At 29.1% G+C, this 20410-nt stretch carries 18 protein-coding genes and 6 tRNA genes; 14 read left to right on the forward strand and 10 right to left on the reverse strand.

Annotated features, from left to right (window positions below; all coding sequences use genetic code 11):
* Both larB and ACKI32_RS06520 read left to right on the forward strand, forming a co-directional pair.
* Positions 1-762: a nickel pincer cofactor biosynthesis protein LarB gene (gene larB / locus ACKI32_RS06515; protein WP_407414690.1), complete on the forward strand. Its 762-nt coding sequence runs from the start codon at positions 1-3 to the stop codon at positions 760-762.
* On the forward strand, positions 755-1324 hold the full coding sequence (locus ACKI32_RS06520) for a GNAT family N-acetyltransferase (RefSeq protein WP_407414692.1): 570 nt from the start codon (positions 755-757) through the stop codon (positions 1322-1324). The genes larB and ACKI32_RS06520 overlap by 8 nt, the downstream gene beginning before the upstream one ends.
* On the opposite strand, the gene ACKI32_RS06525 is transcribed toward ACKI32_RS06520, so the two are convergent.
* The 7 genes from ACKI32_RS06525 to gatB all read right to left on the reverse strand — a co-directional run bounded on the left by ACKI32_RS06525 (position 1313) and on the right by gatB (position 8508).
* Positions 1313-3847 (reverse strand): CDP-glycerol glycerophosphotransferase family protein, encoded by a 2535-nt coding sequence (locus ACKI32_RS06525; RefSeq protein ID WP_407414694.1) that lies wholly within the window; start codon positions 3845-3847, stop codon positions 1313-1315. The two genes, ACKI32_RS06520 and ACKI32_RS06525, sit on opposite strands and share 12 nt — an antisense overlap.
* A gap of 15 nt (positions 3848-3862) precedes the next feature.
* Entirely contained in the window at positions 3863-4381 is a 519-nt protein-coding gene (locus tag ACKI32_RS06530; RefSeq protein ID WP_407414696.1) for a hypothetical protein, read from the reverse strand.
* A gap of 15 nt (positions 4382-4396) precedes the next feature.
* On the reverse strand, positions 4397-5206 hold the full coding sequence (locus ACKI32_RS06535; RefSeq protein ID WP_407414698.1) for an ABC transporter ATP-binding protein: 810 nt from the start codon (positions 5204-5206) through the stop codon (positions 4397-4399).
* Between the two features lie 9 nt (positions 5207-5215).
* Positions 5216-5983 (reverse strand): ABC transporter permease, encoded by a 768-nt coding sequence (locus ACKI32_RS06540; RefSeq protein WP_407414700.1) that lies wholly within the window; start codon positions 5981-5983, stop codon positions 5216-5218.
* A 65-nt stretch (positions 5984-6048) separates the two neighbouring features.
* Complete coding sequence (gene hisE / locus ACKI32_RS06545; protein ID WP_407414702.1) at positions 6049-6336, reverse strand: phosphoribosyl-ATP diphosphatase; 288 nt, start codon at positions 6334-6336, stop codon at positions 6049-6051.
* A complete protein-coding gene (locus ACKI32_RS06550; protein WP_407414704.1) occupies positions 6333-7142 on the reverse strand; it encodes a CBS domain-containing ParB/RepB/Spo0J family partition protein in 810 nt (269 codons plus the stop codon). Before ACKI32_RS06550 ends, hisE begins: the two co-directional genes overlap by 4 nt.
* A gap of 13 nt (positions 7143-7155) precedes the next feature.
* Positions 7156-8508: an Asp-tRNA(Asn)/Glu-tRNA(Gln) amidotransferase subunit GatB gene (gene gatB, locus ACKI32_RS06555; protein ID WP_407414706.1), complete on the reverse strand. Its 1353-nt coding sequence runs from the start codon at positions 8506-8508 to the stop codon at positions 7156-7158.
* 384 nt (positions 8509-8892) lie between these two features.
* Between gatB and ACKI32_RS06560 the strand changes: the two genes are divergently transcribed.
* The 4 genes from ACKI32_RS06560 (at position 8893) to ACKI32_RS06575 (ending at position 14807) form a co-directional block, all read left to right on the forward strand.
* Positions 8893-11517, forward strand: coding sequence for a CDP-glycerol glycerophosphotransferase family protein (locus tag ACKI32_RS06560; protein ID WP_407414708.1), 2625 nt, complete (start codon positions 8893-8895; stop codon positions 11515-11517).
* An 84-nt stretch (positions 11518-11601) separates the two neighbouring features.
* On the forward strand, positions 11602-12534 hold the full coding sequence (locus tag ACKI32_RS06565) for an NAD-dependent epimerase/dehydratase family protein (protein WP_407414710.1): 933 nt from the start codon (positions 11602-11604) through the stop codon (positions 12532-12534).
* Positions 12535-12699: 165 nt separating this feature from the next.
* The gene (locus ACKI32_RS06570) at positions 12700-13731 is read left to right on the forward strand and encodes a phosphorylcholine transferase LicD (protein ID WP_407414712.1); all 1032 of its coding nucleotides are present in this window, start codon (positions 12700-12702) and stop codon (positions 13729-13731) included.
* An 11-nt stretch (positions 13732-13742) separates the two neighbouring features.
* The gene (locus ACKI32_RS06575; protein WP_407414714.1) at positions 13743-14807 is read left to right on the forward strand and encodes a phosphorylcholine transferase LicD; all 1065 of its coding nucleotides are present in this window, start codon (positions 13743-13745) and stop codon (positions 14805-14807) included.
* A 26-nt stretch (positions 14808-14833) separates the two neighbouring features.
* Here the strand turns inward: ACKI32_RS06575 and ACKI32_RS06580 are convergent, their stop codons facing one another.
* A complete protein-coding gene (locus tag ACKI32_RS06580) occupies positions 14834-16618 on the reverse strand; it encodes a hypothetical protein (RefSeq protein WP_407414716.1) in 1785 nt (594 codons plus the stop codon).
* A gap of 39 nt (positions 16619-16657) precedes the next feature.
* Positions 16658-17638 carry a radical SAM protein gene (locus ACKI32_RS06585; RefSeq protein WP_407414718.1) on the reverse strand — a complete coding sequence of 327 codons (981 nt, stop codon included), beginning with the start codon at positions 17636-17638 and terminating at the stop codon, positions 16658-16660.
* A 193-nt stretch (positions 17639-17831) separates the two neighbouring features.
* Between ACKI32_RS06585 and ACKI32_RS06590 the strand changes: the two genes are divergently transcribed.
* The 8 genes from ACKI32_RS06590 (at position 17832) to ACKI32_RS06625 (ending at position 19719) form a co-directional block, all read left to right on the forward strand.
* Positions 17832-17904, forward strand: a tRNA-Asn gene (locus ACKI32_RS06590).
* Between the two features lie 5 nt (positions 17905-17909).
* Positions 17910-17983, forward strand: a tRNA-Ile gene (locus ACKI32_RS06595).
* A 29-nt stretch (positions 17984-18012) separates the two neighbouring features.
* Positions 18013-18087 (forward strand) — tRNA-Glu (locus tag ACKI32_RS06600).
* Positions 18088-18146: 59 nt separating this feature from the next.
* Positions 18147-18229 (forward strand) — tRNA-Leu (locus tag ACKI32_RS06605).
* A 31-nt stretch (positions 18230-18260) separates the two neighbouring features.
* A tRNA-His gene (locus tag ACKI32_RS06610) sits at positions 18261-18336 on the forward strand.
* A gap of 103 nt (positions 18337-18439) precedes the next feature.
* A complete protein-coding gene (gene hjc / locus ACKI32_RS06615; RefSeq protein WP_407414720.1) occupies positions 18440-18847 on the forward strand; it encodes a Holliday junction resolvase Hjc in 408 nt (135 codons plus the stop codon).
* Positions 18848-18901: 54 nt separating this feature from the next.
* Positions 18902-19049, forward strand: a tRNA-Trp gene (locus ACKI32_RS06620).
* Between the two features lie 58 nt (positions 19050-19107).
* Positions 19108-19719 carry an MBL fold metallo-hydrolase gene (locus ACKI32_RS06625; RefSeq protein WP_407414722.1) on the forward strand — a complete coding sequence of 204 codons (612 nt, stop codon included), beginning with the start codon at positions 19108-19110 and terminating at the stop codon, positions 19717-19719.
* On the opposite strand, the gene ACKI32_RS06630 is transcribed toward ACKI32_RS06625, so the two are convergent.
* Positions 19720-20370 carry a potassium channel family protein gene (locus tag ACKI32_RS06630; RefSeq protein WP_407414724.1) on the reverse strand — a complete coding sequence of 217 codons (651 nt, stop codon included), beginning with the start codon at positions 20368-20370 and terminating at the stop codon, positions 19720-19722. It abuts the gene before it with no gap.
* Between the last annotated feature and the right edge of the window lie 40 nt (positions 20371-20410).

Here is a 20410-nt window from a genome sequence, read left to right on the forward strand (position 1 = left end):
ATGAAAGATATTCTTGAGAAGTTAATAAATGGTGAGGTTGATATCGATGAAGCTGAGCAATTGTTAAAATCAGCTAGCATTTTAGAATTTGATGACATTGCTAAGTTAGATATTAAAAGAAATGAAAGAACTGGTTTTCCAGAAGCAGTTTTCGCACCAAGCAAGAATTATGAAGATTTACTAATTATAATAAAAAAATATATTGAAGCAAGTGATAATGATTTAATAATCACTAAATTGTCTGCTGAACGTTATGAAAAGATATTCGACGATTTAGGTGATAATTCATTAATTTTTGATTACAATCCTAGAGCCCATATACTAATTATTAGAAAAGAAATTAAAAAAAGAGAACCTATTGCTAAAATAGGCATTATAACTGCCGGAACATCTGATATTGATATTGCAGAGGAAGCACGGGTCATTGTTGAAGAGGGTGGTTGTGAAGCTATTACCTCTTACGATATTGGAATTGCTGGAATCCATAGATTGTTTCCACAAATAGCACACATGGTTAAGGAAGGAGTGCGAGCATTTATTGTTTGTGCTGGGATGGAAGGAGCACTTCCATCTGTTGTTGCAGGTCTTGTAGATGTCCCGGTTATAGGGGTTCCAACATCTGTTGGCTATGGTGTTGGTGAAGGTGGACGAGTCGCACTAGATGCTATGCTTCAATCTTGTGCACCAGGAATTGCAGTTGTAAATATTGATAATGGATTTGGAGCAGGTGTTTTTGCCCTAACTATTGTAAAAAGTGATTAATTTGCATTATGAAAATTTCAATCCCAAAACTCATGATATTTTAAAAGTTGCAAAATTAGTTTATGATGTTGACTTTAGGACATTTGACATGTTATTCAAGGATAGTTCTAAAGCAATTTCAACTATCGCAAATGATTTAAAAAAACATAATCCTACAAGCACTTTTAAAGTAATCTTAAATGATAATAATGAGATTATTGGGGTTTTAATGGCATATGTGTCAGATAAGCCTCTTGATATAAGGATTAAATCTTTAAAATTGATAATTGTTGATGTCCTTGATTATTTTGTTTTATCTGATGTTAAAAAGGATGATTTATATTTGGCTGAAATAGCTATTGATGATTCACTTAGAGGTCAGGGAATAGGTAGGCAGGTTATATTTGATGTAATTGAATATGCCAAATCCAAAAAACTTAATCGAGTTACTATAGATGCTGATTTTAGAAATGTGGGGGCTCGAAAACTATACGAAAAAATAGGATTTAAGGAATTTAATAAAAAAAGAGTTAAAATAGGAAGTTTTGAGAGAGGAATGCACAATATGGAATTAATCCTTTAAAGGAATTTTTTTAATTTCATCGTAAACTCTTTTGCAGTTGTTTTTATCGGTAAATGCAAAGAATTCATCAACTCTTTTTGAGTATTCATCTTTGATTTCACAATTATTTTTCATATTATCAATAATTAAATTGACTAACTCCTCTTCATTTTTACAAATTTCACCAAAGCCCATAGTTTCATAGTCAAAATAGCTTTCTTCTAAATTAAAATGAAAATCTTCACCATAATGATAATAAATGAGAGGTTTTTTAAGATAAGCAAAATCAAATGCAACAGAGGAATAATCAGTGATTAATATGGATCCTTGGTTGAATAATGCTTGATATTTCACTCGTTCATAATCAATTTTTACATAATCATTTTTATCAAATTCTTCAATGAAGTTATAAACGTTAGGATGTGGCCTAAATATTATTTCATAGCCATTTTCTTTTGCAGATTCAATCAATTTTTCATTATTAATTAATGAATTAAATGTTTTGAAATATTCTGTCTGAATGATATGCTCATTTGATTTTTTTTCTAAGTCTCGTCTCCAAGTAGGCATTATTAATATCTGTTTTTTTGTTTCATTTTCTAGATTATCAAATCTAGGAAAACCCAATAATTTAATAGTATCCTTTTCGTAATTGTATGGATATTTAAAGAGTGAATCATATTCATATGGAGAGCCTGTCAAAAAGAAAGATAAATTCATATTAGTTTTATTTAACCAAGAAGATACGTCATGTAAAGTAATTCCATGTTGTAAAAATACATTATTTGATTTTAGCAGCCCTGCAAAATGAGGGTAACTGCCCCAAAACGGATAAATTATTTGATTGTCAGGGTGACTATTAACTATATTTTCTACAAACAAGCCCAAATATCTATGTTTAATAGATTTAAAACCGAGTACAGGGCCAATTTTTTTCATTTCTTTAAAATCAGGACTATCTTTATTTATAACAAAATATTTTTTAATGTTTTTGTCTTTATCAATTGCATATTTGAAAAGATGCATTCCATTATCGTCTGACATTTCAGGACGATCCATAAAAAACCAAATATGCTTGTTTCTAAAATAAGGATAACCTAACATGTAAGCAATTCTAATTGGAATTCCTGTTTTATAACCTTGCTTGCGTTCTCGAACCATTTTTACTAAAGTTTTAAATTCTTGTTTTATCCAGTTTAAAGTTGTTTTGTGTTCAATTGATATTTTATTTCCTTTTAAAATACTTAGGTAATCTTTTGTTTTTGCATAACCCGCAACACGTGAAAAGTTACAAGGCCTTGAAAAATCAATTTTTAGGTTGTTATTATTGGATTTAAATTCTATTTCATACTTGTTTTCTATAGATAACGGCAAAGTAAATTCAAATGAATAATCTTTTAGATATCTATAATTAAAATAAGTTCTATTTCTTTGTGGGAATGTTATTTTATTTGTTTCAATTTGTTTTCCATTAACAAATACGTCAACATCCCTGTCAAAAACGTTAGGTAAATTTGCCAATACTTTTAATTCATCGTTAATAATATCATAAATATCTATAAAAACAGTATTTAAATCAAATTTTTCAAGTATTGAATCAGTAATTTCTCCGTATTTCAATAAAAAACAATTGATTTTTAAATAATCGTCCATAATGTTGTTATTTAGGATTATATCATCAGGGATGTGGCTTAAAGTATGCCTCATTGAAGTTTTAAATGCTTCAACTTCACTGTCACTCAAAATCTGATTAGTGTTTTTAGCATGTAACATTATTGCAGCATCATAGGTTATACAATACTGTATGAATTCGGGAACTTCACCAAATTTATCAATACTTTTTTTAATTAGATTTTCAAAATAGTTTTCACATAAATTAAAGTAATATTCTTTTGTTGATTGAGAAGTTTCTAATTCAAGGTTATTTCTTAAATTAATGGGGATATCGCATCTTCCAGTTTTACAAAGCCCTAATTTTGGGTTATTTATAAGTATTTCATTTATAAAAATACAATCTTGTCTGGTGCTGTCTTTGAATTTAAGATTCCCTAGGCAATTTCTTTTTATAAAACATGATGATCCGAATAGTTGGTAATAATCGGGATTTTTTATCAAATCTATTGTTTTTGTATTTTCAAATCTTTTATTGGACCAATGGTTTTTTTCGGGATTATCTGTAAAATTAGTTGGGATGCAAACTACATCTACATTATCATTTTCATTGTAATATTTTAAAATATCTTTTAATGTATTTTTAGAAAGTAAATCTCCACTATTTAAAAAATTAACGTACTTTCCGTCAATATTGTTTATTAATCTATTTTTTACTTGGATTAAATCATTTTCATCATTTGCAATGTATGTAAAATTAGAATATTCTGATGCCCATATTTCATAAATACTTTTTATTTCTTTTTTATCAGTGGCATCGATTAGTATTACATTAATATTTTCTTTAAAATTTAAATTTTGGTTGATTAAAGAATTTACTGTTTTTTTGGTACCATTTACATTATTTGAAGTAACTATAACAGTAAATTCCAAATTATCACCTAATGTTTAATCTTGTGATCTTTTGTAATCAGGTTGTATGGTTTTTACTACAAACTGCAAATCACCATCCATAGTATCAATATTTTTAAAACCATACATTTTCATATAATATGTGTGTTCATAACTTGTAAAGAAGGTTATAGAGTCTATTATATTGCTTGTTGTGTTTTCATAATAAAATGAATGATAAGTAACGTCGTTAGTAGTGTTAGTTATATTTTTTATAATTTCAATTTCATTATTTGGCAGGGGCAGTAATTTTATTTTTTCATTAAATTGTTTCAATGAATCATTATTTTTCCCAGTATCCTCAATATAAATTTTTTCATTAGGGCTAGATTTATTAAATAATTCCACATAATTTTTACCGGTGTCTCCAATTGTAAACCCCTCAGGTATTGTTACAATGGACTTATTTAAACTTGTAATTGCAGTTCCAATAGATGTTGATTCATTAACTATGAAATACATAGAAGTTACTCCAACTACTAAAATTATTAATATAGCTATCCATCGTTTATCCATTTTAAAACCTTTGTATTATTTTTTTGAACTTTTAATATAAGCATCACAAACTTCTTTAGTGTCGCCTTCCATAGCGATTCTACCATTTTCAATCCAAATACATCTATCACAAATTCTTTTAATTTGTTTTGTTGAATGGGATACTAATAACACTGTAACCCCATCTTCCATCATTGAATCAATTTTTTCAGAACTTTTTTTTCTAAATTTAACATCTCCCACTGATAAAATTTCATCAATGATGAGTATGTCTGGTTTAATAAGGGTAGCAACTGAGAAACCCAATTTCGCCCTCATACCTTTTGAATAATTTTTTATAGGATAATTGATGAACTCTCCTAGTTCTGAAAATTCAACAATTTCATCGTATTTCTCTTTAATATATTTCTCATCAATACTTAAAAATGCAGCATTTAAAAAAATATTGTTTTTTCCACTGTAATTTTTATCAAAGCCCGCACTTAAAGCTAATAAAGGCGCAATTTTTCCATTTATTGATATTGTTCCTTCTGTAGGTTCATAAATTCCAGCAATTATCTTCAATAATGTACTTTTTCCAGCACCATTAAATCCAAGAATACCTACTCTTTCACCTTTATAAATTTTAAATGTAATGTCATCAAGAATTCTAATTTTTTTACTTTCTTTTTTATTCCTTTTTATGGTTCTGATAACATATTCCTTTAATGTATCAATTTTATCTTTAGATACTTTAAATTCCATTGCTACATGTTGTATGTCAATAGCAACATTTTCATCAATTGCATTTGATTTAAAGGGATTTTCCATTTTTAAGAAACTTTTTATCTTATCGATTATTATCATTTGGTCACCTTATATTTCTAATGCTAATCTTTTATCATAAATACTAAAGAGTATTACTCCAATTCCAAGCGCAGTTAAAGAAAATGCCGCTAAATAAGATAATTTGCTGATGTTTGGAATCACTCCATAAGCAATACATTCTCTCATACAGGTAATTGCAGAATAAACAGGATTTAATGTAAAAATTTTCTGTACAGTAACTGGAACAACTTCCATAGGATAAAATAATGCTGAGGAATACATTAACAGTAATGTAAATACATTGTATAAATATCCAAAATCTGTGAAATATGTATTGCACACGGATAATATTAATCCAACACCGAATATTAAACATATTAGGAAGAATATTGGTATAATTGAGAAGAGAATAGTAATCCGGAATGGTGCACCAGTTATTAACATAACTCCAAACAATATTCCAAATGAAATTAAGAAGTTTACAAATTCATAACACACAGTACTTACTATAAACATATGTTTTGGAACATAAATCTTTTTTAATAAACCAGCGTTACGTTTAATGGATCTCATTGCACTTTTAGTACCTGAATTAAAGAAATCATAAACTAAACGTCCGCATAAAAAGTAAACTGGGAAGTTTTCTATTTGCTTACTAAATAACATTGAAAAAACTGCTGTAAAAACTAACATTACTAAAAGAGGATTGAAAAAACTCCAAAGAATTCCTAAGGTTGAGTCTTTGTATTTGGCAGTTAAATCCCTTTTAACCAATTCTTTCAATAAAAATTTTTTTTCTGCGAATGTATCAAACATAAGTTTCAACTGTTTATTTTTTTTAATTTAAAATTATTTTTATGAGAATAACTATTAATATATTTTTATTTTCTGCGTCTAGCGAATTCATCAAATATTTCGTCAAGTTCTACGCCTTTATAAACTAATAATAAAAGTGTGTGGAAGATTAAATCCACAGATTCGTATACTAAATTTTCATCATTTTTAGAAGCGATAAGTACCTCACCTGCTTCTTCAGCAATTTTCTCAAGGATTTTATCTTCGGCCTTTTTATCACTATCTTTCATAATATTTGAAGTATAAGAATCAATAGGGTTGTCACGACGTGTTTTTAAAACATTATAAACTTCTCTAATGATTTCGTCACTCATTCGTTATCTCCTTTGGATGCTTGTTCTTGAATACTTTCAGTAAGGGCTATTAAAGGATGTTTATCGTCATCGATTATTTCAATATCATCAAAACATTTAATTCCTGCTTTATCTGCAGTTTTTTCCATACCTAATTTAATGTCTTGACATAAATCAATAACATAAGAGTCAACAGTTTTATATCCTTTTTGAGATGAAGCAACAGCTCTGTGATGTCCATCAACTAAAATCCATCTGTCTCCAGTTTTTACAACAATTGCTGGTTCTGCTAGGCCCATTTCTAATTCATAAGTCCTACCTTCAAGTTCATCTGCATAAACTCTGTCCTGGGTAGGTCTTAATTTATCAGTTTCTACAGCCATATGTCTTAAAACAGTTTTAATTCCATATAATTGTTCTAATGTATTTTTAAAGTATTCAACTTTATTTGGTGTTGATCTTTCAATGTGGGAACGAACCATATCAGTATTTGTGATAATGCCAACTAATTCATTATTATCATCTACAACAGGCATTCTTGATATTCCTCTTCTAAACATCACTCTTGATGCATCATTAATAGATAACTCTGGGTTGGCCACTACTAAATTACTTGTCATAATGCCTTCTACTGTTTCACTTTCTTCTTTAGCAACGATATCAAATGCAGTTACCATTCCAACTAGTTTATTGTCTTTAACAACAGGATAACTGTTGTGGTGACTTTCTTTCATTAAATTAATGATTTCGTCAGTTTTAGTATCTGGAGAAACACTAATAACATTTTTAGTCATATAATCTTTGACAAATGATTTTTTCGAAGCCATATCGATTACTCCATTATTCAATATTTTCTCTTAAAAGTTTAACTGTTTCACCAGGGTCTGCTTTTCCACGAGTTAATCTCATTACTTGGCCAACTAAGAAATTAATTGAAGCTTTTTGACCAGCTAAGTAATCTTCTACAGCTTTTGGATTTTCTTCAATAGCTTGTTTAACAGCAGCTAAGACTTCATCATCTTTTACAACTCCAAGTAATCCTAAATCTTCCGCAATTTCTTTTGGGGATTGGTCATTGTTAGGCATTTGCTCTATGATTCTTTGTCCTGCTTTGGCGGTAATTTCTTTTGATTGTAACATGTTTAAGAATTCAATTAAATCATTAGCTGTAATTCCACTATCTGAGAAGTCTAATTTGTTATAAGATAAAACTCTTTTAAGTTCATCTCTCATCCATTTTGCTGCAAATTTAGGGTCAATTTCTTTTACAATTTCCTCATAAGCTATAGCTAAATCAAGTTCTGAGGTTAATACTTTTGCAGATTCTTCATCTATTCCGTACTCTTCAACAAATCTTTTAACTTTGTTGTGTGGAGCTTCTGGCATAGTTTCTAATATTCTTTCAATTGTTTCATCTGAAATTTTCATTGGAGGTAAATCTGGATCAGTTATGAATCTATAATCATCTGCATCTTCTTTTAGTCTCATTGCAACAGTTCTTTGAGTAGCTTCAACATAAGCTCTAGTTTCTTGTTTTACTTCCCCACCTCTTCTTAACTGATTTTTTTGTCTGATGAGTTCGTAATTTAAAGCTTTATATGCTCCTTTAATAGAATTAACGTTTTTCATTTCTACTCTGTTTCCACCATTTATTGAGATGTTTACGTCTGCTCTCATTGTACCTTCACCACGAGCAGCCCCACTATATTGTAAAACACGAATTAATTCTTTTAAGAAGTTTCTTGCTTCTGTAGGAGATTTAATGTCTGGTTCTGTAACAATTTCAACTAAAGGTATTCCAGAACGATTAAAGTTAACAGTACCTCTGTCAGGTTTGAATTGACCTGGATCTTCTTCAGCGTGAATTTCTCTTATTCTAATACCATTTAATTCACCATTAATACCGATAGGTACTGAAGTTCTTTGATAACCTGATGGTAAATCAGGATAATCGTAATGTTTTCTCATAAAATAAATAACATCTTTGTCAATTTCACAATTAAGCATTAAAGCAATCATAATCGCATTTTCTAATGCTTTTTCATTAGTTGGGTGAGGTTTTGCACCTGGTTGATTTAAACAAACAGGACAGATGTTTGTATTAGCAGGTGCGTCCTGATAATTTGTAGGACAATCACAGAATAATTTTGAATCGGTTTCTAGTTGTACGTGGATTTCAAGTCCACACATCATATCGACATCGTCACTAATAGTAATTCCTCCATATTTGGATATTTTATATTATGATAGTATTTGTTTTATGGGATTTATAAATATTTTTGAAAATGGGCCTTACAATTAAAATATACAATTTTTCTTAAAAAATTTAATTAATTTTTTTTATTGTCCCAGCTATTGATTAATTCGTATTATATTTTTTTGCAATTTTCTAAAATTGTAAAATATCTGTTCAATACAATTTTAAAACTAAAGATTACTGTGGTGTATGATTTGGTATCCTTTGATAGAGTGTTGGAATAAAAAATTATTTATTAAATTGATAATATAATTAGTTAATGATAATTGGATTATTTTTTATAATTTAATAATTGTTTCACATTATTCTGGAGGAATCGAATGAGAAATTTCAAATTTACTATATTAATGCAGGTTACTGATTCATTTTCAATCACAGAATCATTTAATTCATTAATTAATCAAAAATTAGCCTTTGAAGATAACTTGCAAGTTATTTTTTTAGTTAATACTCATGAAGAGTATGAGGCTTGTTTAAAGTATAAAAATAAATATTCTGACAATGTGGTTGTTTTAGATGAGTTGAATAGTAATTATAACAATGCATTATCCTATGCTGAAGGTGAATATATAACTTTCTTAAATTCCAAAGATTTTTTCAAAGAAAATGTTTTATCTGAAGTTTACAATGCTTTCTCCAAATATGATGTGAATTTAATCACAATTCCAAGTTATATGATTTCAACTAATGGTAATGATGCTCTAAATTACAGATTTAAAAAAAATGAAGTAATTGACTTAATTAAAAGGCCCGAGTTTATCCATATTTCTTTGGAGTCAAGTTTTATAAAAAGAGAAATATTTAATCAATATGAGTTTAAAGAGGATATAATTCTTAATGGTTCCTTTTTATTAAATCAAATGTTGATTGACAATCCAAAATATGGAGTAATCAAAAACGTCCATTATTCATTTAGGGAAAATAGGCGTATAAACATTGAGAATTTCACTAAAGAATATTTCCAAAATTTTGTAAATAATTATTGTTTTGACACAATTAATTATTCTATTGAGAAATTTGGCACGGTTCCTGAGTTTCTCCAGAATATTTTATCTTATTTGATTAGTATGAACGCTTTAATTCCAGATACTTCAAAGTTTTTTAATAAAACAGAAGGATTGGAATATAAAAATAAATTAAAAGAAATTTTGGGATATATTGATATTGAATCTATTGAGAATTCCCCTAAACTTTTAAATGTAGTTAAAAAATTCCTTCAATATTATAAACAAGACGATTTCCACATAGCTATTGAAAATAATGAAGAAACAGAATTCACAGACATGGTGGTCTTAAGATCTAAAGATAGGCTAATAAATAAGTTAAACAACCATATTTTAAATTTGGACTTTGTTCAATTAAAAAATAATAAAATAAACATCTCAGGATTCTTTTTAAGTAATTGTGATGATGAATTTCTTGATATTAAAATTAAGTTCAAATCTTCAAGTGGAAAAGAAGACACGCTCCCAGTAAATCGGGTTTATTATCCAACTACTTTTAGGAAAACACGGAAATATTTAGATATTGGATGGAGATTTTATTATAATTTTGATTTAAGTTATGATGTTACTCTTGATGAAAATTATGAAATTTCATTTAGCATAACCTATGAGGAAGATGGGAAAAAATTAACCTTCAAACCAAAATTAGGATTCGGTACTAATGCATCATTATCAAAATTTAGTCATTATTATATCAAATATTCAAAAATTGTTGTGTTAAAGCATAATAACATTTTAATTATTCCTTATTCAAGTGCATTAAGATTGAAATTTGAATTAAGGTCAATGTTTAAGATTTTAACTTCTTCCAGAAGATTACAATTTTATTACAGCATATTCGTGCGCATGCTTTACTTTGCTTATTGGCCATTTTTAAGAAATAAGAGGATTTGGTTATTTAGTGACAGACCTACCTCTGCTGACGATAATGCAAAACATCTGTTTGAATATGCAATAAAACAAGATGATGGAATTGACAAATATTTCGTTGTAAGTAAAGATGTTCCTGATTTCGAGAAAATGAAAAAAATCAGTGATAATATTATCGGTTTTAAAACTATCAAAAATCAAATATATTATCTATATGCTGAAAAAGTTATTACAACCCATGTAATAGATAAATTTGTCCATCCGTTATCACATAGGAATAAAATCCTATATTCTGGTTTCAATACTTCTGATAAATATTTTATTCAACATGGTGTTACATTAGGGGATGTTTCCAGCAGAATCAACAAATCAATTCATAATTTATCATTATTTGTGAATGTTTCTGAATTAGAATGGAATTCAATTGCGAATAATCCTCATTATAATTATGATAAAGACGTTATCCAAATTTTAGGATTTCCAAGATATGATAACTTAAAGAATGATGAAGTAAAAAAACAGATTTTGTTAATGCCTACTTGGAGATCTTTCATTAAAGATAAACAGTCTTTAATGGCTTCTGAATTCTATAAAAAGATGAATAATATTTTCACTAATGAAAAATTATTGAAGGTAATGAGTGAAAATGGATATAAGTTAATTTTCAGACCCCATCCAGAATTAATACCATTTTTAAATTATTTTGATATTAATAATGACACGGTTGTTGTTTCAAAGGACGAGTCCTATCAAGAATTATTCAATAAATCTTCTCTTTTAGTTACTGATTACTCTTCAGTTGCTTTTGATTTTGCATATCTCAAAAAACCTGTTTTATATTATCAGTATGCTGATGAATATAATTATGATGAAGGATATTTTGATTTTGAAACAATGGGTTTTGGAGATGTAATTAATGAAGAGGATGTCCTAATTGACAATATAATAAATCTAATTAATACTGATTGTAATATGGATGAAAAATACATTAATCGTGTAGATAGCTTCTTTAAATACACAGATAAAAATAATCGTAAAAGAGTTTATGATTGGATTTACAATGATAAATAGACTGTAAATTTTAATTTTAAAACACAATAATATAATAGACATGGTCAATAAACATATAATATAGATTGTCAAATAAGTGATATAATGAAAAATAAAACTATTTTGGTTACAGGTGGATTAGGTTTTATAGGTTCACACATAACAGAGGAGTTGTTAGATAATAATAATGTCATTGTCATTGATAATCTCTCAACAGGCAAATTATCTAATTTAATTAATCCAAATCATGAAAATTTAGAGTTAATACAAAAAGATTTACAAAGTGTGGATTTAAATTCAATATTGAATGATGTTGATTATGTTTTTCATCTAGCGGCTATGGCCAGCGTACCTTTAAGTGTTGAAAAGCCAGTTACCTGTAATTTAGAAAATGTTGCTGCAACCGTTAATTTATTGAATGCATGTGTAAAGAATGATGTTGAAAAGGTAGTCTTTTCATCATCCTCTGCAGTTTATGGTGAAAATAAAAACATGCCTCTTAAGGAAACTGAGCTTCCAATGCCTACTTCTCCTTATGCGGCATCAAAGGCATGTTGTGAACTTTACTTGAAATCTTTTTATGAAAGTTATGGATTAAATTATGTTGCATTGAGATATTTTAATGTTTTTGGCCCAAAACAAGATAAAAATTCCCAGTATGCTGCAGTTATTCCTAATTTTATTAGTGCAATTTTAGAAAATGATCAACCAGTTATTTATGGTGATGGGGAACAAACTCGAGATTTTGTTTTTGTTAGGGATGTTGCAAAAGCTAATATTAACGCTTGCAAGGCGGATTATAATGGTATTGTAAATATTGCTTGTGGTAAAAGAATCACAATAAATGAGTTATTTTCAATTATTAAGAAGACATTAAACACTGATATTGATGTAAGGTATCTTCCTGAGAGATTAGGTGATATTAAGCATTCACAAGCAGATATTTCTAATATGGAACATATTAACTTAAAAATAGACCCTAATGATTTTGAAAAAAATTTATCTGAAACTGTAAATTGGTTTAAAGATAATTTATGATGTATGATGCTTCATAGGTATTTTCATTTTTAAATAATTGAAAACATAGTCAAAACATACGAAATTTTTCCCATATGGGTATTTCTTAATTATTTTAATAGAAATTGTTATATAATTATTAATTAAAAATAGTTAAACAACGATTTAAAATTTTTCGTGGTTTTTATGGGGATATTATCTAGGATTCAAGAAAAAATATTAACTAAAAGTAATTCTTATAACTATTATAAAGAGGAATATGAAAAATATGATAAATGTTTCAATGAATTAGATAAGAAATTAGATGCTTTTAACAAAGATTTTGGTGAATTTAATAAGTTTCAACAATCTAATTACAATTTATTCAATACTCTATTTTTATATTATGATTTAAAACCCAAAGGCCTTTTAAAAGATGTGCAGGATTTATGTGTCGAATTGCTTGATTTTGTTGACAATGTTTGTAAAAAACATGATATCGAATATTGGGTTGATTATGGTTCTCTTTTAGGTGCTGTTCGTCATGAGGGTTTTATTCCTTGGGATGATGACATGGATTTTGGAATGCTTAGAAAGGACTTTGAAAAGTTCATCGATGTCATTGAGGATGAAATTAAAAATAACAATCTTGAGGGTAAATTAAGGGTAAGAAAACAAATAAAAAACTCTAAAGGTTATATTCATACATTTTTACAGCTCTCATGTAGGGAACCGGACATAGATAATCCTAAACGAAAGATTGCACTTGCAGGAATTGATATTCTCTCATATGATTATATTACTCACTATGATGATACAATAAATGACGTATTTGGCGAAGCAAAAATTAAATTGCAGGAAAAACTTAAGGAAGGAATTCCAAGAAGAGAGGCTATTCAAGAGTATATTGAAGATTTGAATGTAGATATGAATGATGGTAAATATATTATTCCAGCAATTGAAAATGTGAGAGGTCCAAATAACTCTCATAAATTATCAATATATGATAAGGATGTAATCATGCCTCTTTCTAAGATTAAAATTAACGGAAAAGAATATCCTGGACCGAATAATTGTGATTATTATTTAACAACACTTTATTCTTCTGAATATTCGCAACTTCCATCTATTGTTAGTGTCCATCCAAGATTAGGGCGTTTAAGTAAATATAAAAATATGGAAGAAGCATTTGCCAAAAATTTGGAGTTAATTCGCAAAGTAAATGAGAATTTCAAATAGCGGGGGTTTGTATGTCAATATTTTCTAAAATCAAGGAAAAAATTCTAAGTAAAAGTGATATGTATAATTTTTATAAGGATGAATATTATAAAAATGAAAAACGTTATGCACAATTAAATAAAAAAGTAGAGAACTATCATAATGAGTACAAAAAGTCTCAAAGAGAATATAAGATAGCCTCTAAAAAAAATATTAAACAAGAAGAGTCCAATTATAATCTTTTTAATACTTTATTTTTATATTATGAATTAAAACCTAAAGGATTATTGAATGATGTCCAACAATTTTGTGTAGAATTACTTAATTTTGTTGATAATGTATGTAAAAAGCATGACTTGGAATATTGGCTGGATTATGGTTCTCTTTTAGGTGCTGTTCGTCATGGGGGTTTTATTCCTTGGGATGATGACATGGATATTGGAATGCTTAGAAAAGACTTTGATAAATTTATTGACGTTATTGATGAGGAAGTTAAAAATAACAATCTTGAAGACAGACTTCATATAAGAAAAGTAGGATCTAATCCGAAAGGATATATTCATACATTTTTACAAATTTCATACAAAATCCCTAATGAAAAAGATCCAAACAAAAAAATTATTCTTGCAGGAATTGATATTCTTCCTTATGATTATATAAATTCTTATGATGAGAGTACAAATGAAAGATTTGGTGATGCTAAAATAGAATATCAAGAAAGGCTTAAGTCTGGAATGCCTAGAAGAGAAGCTATTAAAAATTATATTGATGAATTGGGCGTACAAATTGATGATGGTAAGTATATTATTCCCGCAGCCGAAAATGTGAGAGGTCCAAATAACTCTCATAAATTATCAATATATGATAAGGATGTAATCCTGCCTTTTTCTAAGATTAAAATTAATGATAAGGAGTATCCTGCCCCAAATGATTGTGATTATTATCTAACAACAGTTTATTCTTCTGGATATAAACAATTACCTCAAATTGTTCATCTTCACCAAAGATTACCTTATTTACGTGGTCATGATAATATTGATGAGTTATTCAAGATTCATTTGGCGAAAATAAGGGAAATCAATGAAAAATTTAATTAGACGTTATCTTATTTTATAAGATAACCTTAATAATGTCTGTATAGATTGAAATCCCCTTCTTGGTGCACAATATAGTAATCCGGAATATTAATATTCTTTTTAAGGATTATATATGTGCTATTGAACTTAGTGGTATTTCCTATTTCTTTTTCTTTTACGAAGTTGATTTCTTTGTCCAAATTTAATTCAAAATACTTATAATATTTAATTGAAGAAGTAATGTCCTTAGATATGTAGTCTGAATCATATTTAATTAAATAATTGGACATATCTACAATTTCGCAATATTCTTGTGAATATTCATAGCTATTTATTGCATTAACGCTATTTAACACCAATATTAGGAAAAATAATATTAAAATGATGCTTTCGATTTTAGATTTAGTATTTTTATCAAATTCAAATTTAAATCCGTCGTTTGTCAGATATTTGTCTTTTATTGGAATAAAATTGTAATTTATCACTGAAAATATTTCTTCTAATGCTAAAATAAATAAATAAATAAACGCAGGGTAAGTAGTTATGATGTATCTGTGGAGTTTAATGTTGATTAAAGAGAAAAACAGGAAATAAATGCAAAATGAACATATTGCCAAGCATGTTAATGAATAATTATCATCATTGATGTTTAACCTGTTTAAAAAGGACACACATATAACAGAAGCAACTAAAAAGAATGTCATGGTGAAAATGACATTGTCTTTTTTTACTAAAAATATTAATCCAATTAACAGGAATAGGAAAACAAGTAAAAAACCATCAAAGAATTTAGTTTTAAACCTGTATCTATTACAATATACTTCCTTTACAAACTCTCGATTTTTAAATAAATTGTATATCTTTAATAAAAATCCAATAAAAATCAGTGAAAAGATCACATATATAAAACGAATTCCAAATAAAGAAGAATTTTTATTAAATATTCCATTTGGATATCTTAGAATATAGAAAAGAGAGTTTTCTGAATAATATGAATCATGTGTACTTGATTGAAATCCACTTACAGAATTTGTAACTTGTGAAATTAGTCCTAAATGGGCATCTATATTAGCTAATGTTTTATAAATTAAATAGAATGACACTAGCGCTAAAACTATTGAGATTATAATATATTTAAATTCAGGACTTTTTAGATAATTTTTTAAATCAGATGTGAATTTTTGTCTGTCAGAAATTAAATTATCCAAATTCACGAAAAGGTCATGCTTTGAAAAGTAATAGAAAATCATCAAAGGCAGGACCAAACCTGAAGTATATCGTGTAAACAGTGCCAAAATAAAAATTATTGAGCTTAAGATATAATATTTTGGATTTTTATTGACGGCTGCGATAAAAAAGACAAAAGCCAATGTGGATAGTGCAATACTCGCCATATCAGTTAATGACAACATTAAAATTTTTAGCGTGTAGGTGGTAGTTATTAGTAAAATGGCGCCAGTTAAACTTAAAAGACAATTGAATCTATTTTTTAAGAATATATAAAATGAAAATGCAGCAATAATTTCGAATATTCCAATCACTAAAATCCATGAATGGAAATAATCAAATCCTAATCTTATGAATAAAGAAGCTAAAAAACACAATGTTGGAGATAAAAATAAGGAATATGAACTGATGCTGAAATTTACATTAGCATGAGCTAGTTTTATAGAGTTAAAAAGATAAATTGACAAATCATATCCTTGAGGCACCTTGTTTGGATTAAAACTTGCAAGTATGACTAGGATTAATGTAGCTATAAATAATAAAGATAAGTATGGAATGTCTTTCTTTTTTAAATTTATATCTGTAAAAAAATTTTTATAACTCATTGTATCTCTTTTCTTAGATTAATAATGATAGCAAATTTATTAATATTTATTTTTTAAGGATTCTTTAACATATCTTTTAATAAATCTGTCCAGTTCTGGTGAAACTTCACTTTTTTCGGGACCTAACTGAGTCTTGTCTGTAAAAGTTCCTTTTAATTCACGACCGGCCCATTTTACTTCTTCTTCAACTCGCTTACCATATTTGGTTCCGAACATCTTGAATAATGGGAATTTGGTTATTCCATTCGCGCCACTTAATATTAATATTCCTATATTTGCCAAATTATCAATCCATGTTCCACAAATGATTTCTATGTCTGGAAATGCTAATCTAACTTGTGCTACAACTTGAGCATAGTAAAGTGAAGCGGGCTGAGATGAATTTGCATAAATAGTTTCTTTGTGGGGGTTTAGTGAATAAAAAATCACTCTATCAATTTTGTAATCTCTGATGTAATCTATGATATAGTCAACATCAGTTAATGTCTCTCCAAGACCTAAAATTATTGTTATTGCTTTTTTAAAGCCCAAATTACCTGCAACATCTAACATATTACTTATTTCTTCTAATGGTTTTGATGGACAGACTTTTTCATGGATTTTTGGATTAGCTACTTCAACAGCACCAGTAATTCCTTTTATTTCAGAGCCATATTCATATAATTCATCTGTTATTCCTGTATTTAACCACACGCCCTCTCCAGTTATGTCTTTAATGGTTGTTGCGATATTCTTTATCTCTTGTGTGGTAAATGATTCATATCCTCCTGATAAAAATTCAATATTCCAATCAAGGCGTTTGCACATTTCTGCTTCAGCATAAATATTGCTAATATTTCTTCTAGCTTTTTTAGGGTCTTTAATCTTATTTTTTTGCGTGGACATATAACAGAATGCACAGTCTCCTTTATCACACCACCATGATAGAAATACGGCTCGTTCAAGTGTTATTAAGTTTCCATGCTTATTTAAAGTAACTTCATTGGCTTTTTTTATTAAGTCAAATATGTTAAATTCCATATTAATTATATTTATTCTTAAACTTTATATAGTAGATGGAATTAATTATTTTATAGAAACTGATTTTATCTAGTTTTAACCGTAAAAAACCAAAAGGTTTATATATTATTGTAATCATAGTTATAGTTACTGTTTAAAGTCTTTTGATTTTTAAACATGGGTTTTATTTGGTTAAGATGGATGGGTATCATATGCCGTCGTAGCTCAGTAGGTAGAGCGTTCGGCTGTTAACCGATTGGTCACAGGTTCGAGCCCTGTCGACGGCGCTGTTGGGCCCATAGCTTAGCCAGGTAGAGCGTCCGGCTCATAACCGGAAGGTCATGGGTTCGAACCCCATTGGGCCCATGTTAATTAAACGTTATTTGTATTTGTATGCTCCGGTGGTGTAGTCCGGCCAATCATTTCGGCCTTTCGAGCCGAAGACTCGGGTTCGAATCCCGGCCGGAGCATTTTTAAAAAATTTGTTAAGATTTTTAATGGTTTCTATGTATCCTTTGTTTTATCATAAGCGGGGGTGCCCGAGAGGCCAAAGGGGACAGGCTTAGGACCTGTTGACGCAGGTCTACCAGGGTTCAAATCCCTGCTCCCGCACTTTAACAATTTTTTTATTTTAAGTATTTCTGCCGGGGTAGGGTAGGTGGTCATCCTCCGGGACTGTGGATCCCGGGACTCGGGTTCGAATCTCGGCCCCGGCCCCATTTATAAAACTATTTTTATTATTACTTTACAAATGCTCTCTCATTTTGTTTATATATCAGTTTTAAGAAAATTAACTATGAGAAATAATTTAAGAGTGTAATTATGGCTAAAAAAGGGTCTGCTGAAGAAAGAGATTTAGTGCATAAACTTTGGGAAAGGAATTTTGCAGCAATGAGAGCTCCAGCATCTGGAGGGGCAACTAAAAATCCATTGCCGGATGTTATTGCTGGAAATGGAAAGTTATACTTAGCAATTGAAGTTAAAACAACAACTAAGGACAAAGTTTATATTGATCAACCTCAAATTGATGCACTCCTTGAATTTTCAAAGATTTTCGGTGCTAAAGCATATATTGGTGTTAGATTTAAATATACAAAATGGCTTTTTTTAGAACCTGATAATACTCCTCGTACAAAAAATGGTAATTACAAGGTTGAGAAGGATTATGCTTTAGAAAAAGGTTTGGAAATTGATGAAATAGCAGGAATAGATAAACAAATGAAGTTTTAGCTAATGATAAGATTTATATATTATTAAAATGTAATGTATTGTTGTATGTTATGTGGGGTTATGGTGTAACCTGGCATCATCTGGGACTCCAGTTGTCTTTGAAGAAATATACGCGTAACTGAACAGTATCCGTTGTGATGAACAATTGGAGTACTGAGGCAAGAGAAATCCCAGGATCGGGGTTCAAATCCCTGTGACCCCATCTTTTATAAAACTTTTTTTTCAAAACTTTTAATTACTTTTGTAACATATTATTTTTCATGTCAAACATTACTTTTATTATTGGATTTAATTTTGATTCAAATTGTTACTTAATTGATGATAATATTTTAGTGGACACCGGTGCAGGTCAAAATAAAGAATATCTGTTCTCAAAACTACGTGAAAATGGTGTTGAACCAGATGATATTGAATTGGTTGTAAATACTCATTGCCACTTCGACCATATTGGGGGCAATCATTTCTTCCCGAATGCTAAAATTGCAGTCCATAAAATCGATGCAATTCCTATTAAAAATGAAGATGATTTGGGAACTGCAGGCACTGCTTTTGGCTTTGAAGGGGTTGACAATTCTAGAGTTGATGTTGAACTGGAAGAAGGCGATAAAATTGCTGATTTTGAGGTAATTCACACTCCTGGCCATACTGGGGGTGGAATTTGTCTTTGGGATGGTGAAAATCTAATTTGTGGTGACACTATCTTTGCAGGTGGTGGAGTTGGTAGAATGGACATTGGCGGGGACTATGATGATATGAAAAGTAGTGTTGAAAAATTAATGAAATTAGATGTTAAAAACATCTATCCGGGTCACGGTCCGATAGTTGAGAAAAATGGAAAAGACCATATAAAATTGTCTTATTCTATGTTATAATTATTGTCCTAATTTTTTGGAAACTTTTTTAAATGTTCCACGTCTGACAAGAACGGTTACTTTTGCTCCGCGAGTAACAGTATCGTTAGGCTGTGGAATGACTAATTTTCCACTTTCGTAAGTTGATATAATTATATAGTCTTTTGTTGGGGAGATGTCTTTGTAACGTTTTCCGACAATTCTATCGTTGGTTATAGTCATATCTAATATTTCAGCATCTCCTTCTCCAAGAGTCATTAATTCTGCTGCATTTGGTCTTGTTACCAATTTTTGTAATTGTGCGGCGGCTGCAGTTTCAGGGCTGATTACATGGTCAATTCCAACTTCTTTAAATGCTTCTTCGTGATCGGGATTACTTACACGGGCAATGATGTTTGGAACATCATATTTTCGAACAAGAATACATGACAATAAGTTAGCTTCATCGTTACCAGTTGTTGCAATGAAGTAATCAGCATCTTCAATATTTGTTTCTTCAAGCAATTTAGAATTTGTACCATTTCCGCAAATAACAAGTGCATCAAGTTCTGATGCAATGTCTGCGCATAATGTTTCATCACTTTCAATTAAAGTAATGTCTTGACCGTTTTCAATTAATAAATTAGCAAGTGCAAGTCCTACACGACCTCCACCCATAATGACTATATACATTCAATCTCCTCACAAATGTTAAATAATCAATATTTATTTT

Origin of the sequence: Methanobrevibacter sp., assembly GCF_045611865.1 — an archaeon.
GTDB lineage: Archaea > Methanobacteriota > Methanobacteria > Methanobacteriales > Methanobacteriaceae > Methanocatella.

Coding starts and splice junctions, on each gene's coding strand:
- larB (WP_407414690.1), top strand. CDS start 1: ATGAAAGATATTCTTGAGAAGTTAATAAATGGTGAGGTTGATATCGAT.
- ACKI32_RS06530 (WP_407414696.1), bottom strand. CDS start 4,381: ATGGATAAACGATGGATAGCTATATTAATAATTTTAGTAGTTGGAGTA.
- ACKI32_RS06535 (WP_407414698.1), bottom strand. CDS start 5,206: ATGATAATAATCGATAAGATAAAAAGTTTCTTAAAAATGGAAAATCCC.
- ACKI32_RS06540 (WP_407414700.1), bottom strand. CDS start 5,983: ATGTTTGATACATTCGCAGAAAAAAAATTTTTATTGAAAGAATTGGTT.
- hisE (WP_407414702.1), bottom strand. CDS start 6,336: ATGAGTGACGAAATCATTAGAGAAGTTTATAATGTTTTAAAAACACGT.
- ACKI32_RS06550 (WP_407414704.1), bottom strand. CDS start 7,142: ATGGCTTCGAAAAAATCATTTGTCAAAGATTATATGACTAAAAATGTT.
- gatB (WP_407414706.1), bottom strand. CDS start 8,508: ATGATGTGTGGACTTGAAATCCACGTACAACTAGAAACCGATTCAAAA.
- ACKI32_RS06560 (WP_407414708.1), top strand. CDS start 8,893: ATGAGAAATTTCAAATTTACTATATTAATGCAGGTTACTGATTCATTT.
- ACKI32_RS06565 (WP_407414710.1), top strand. CDS start 11,602: ATGAAAAATAAAACTATTTTGGTTACAGGTGGATTAGGTTTTATAGGT.
- ACKI32_RS06570 (WP_407414712.1), top strand. CDS start 12,700: ATGGGGATATTATCTAGGATTCAAGAAAAAATATTAACTAAAAGTAAT.
- ACKI32_RS06575 (WP_407414714.1), top strand. CDS start 13,743: ATGTCAATATTTTCTAAAATCAAGGAAAAAATTCTAAGTAAAAGTGAT.
- ACKI32_RS06580 (WP_407414716.1), bottom strand. CDS start 16,618: ATGAGTTATAAAAATTTTTTTACAGATATAAATTTAAAAAAGAAAGAC.
- ACKI32_RS06585 (WP_407414718.1), bottom strand. CDS start 17,638: ATGGAATTTAACATATTTGACTTAATAAAAAAAGCCAATGAAGTTACT.
- hjc (WP_407414720.1), top strand. CDS start 18,440: ATGGCTAAAAAAGGGTCTGCTGAAGAAAGAGATTTAGTGCATAAACTT.
- ACKI32_RS06625 (WP_407414722.1), top strand. CDS start 19,108: ATGTCAAACATTACTTTTATTATTGGATTTAATTTTGATTCAAATTGT.
- ACKI32_RS06630 (WP_407414724.1), bottom strand. CDS start 20,370: ATGTATATAGTCATTATGGGTGGAGGTCGTGTAGGACTTGCACTTGCT.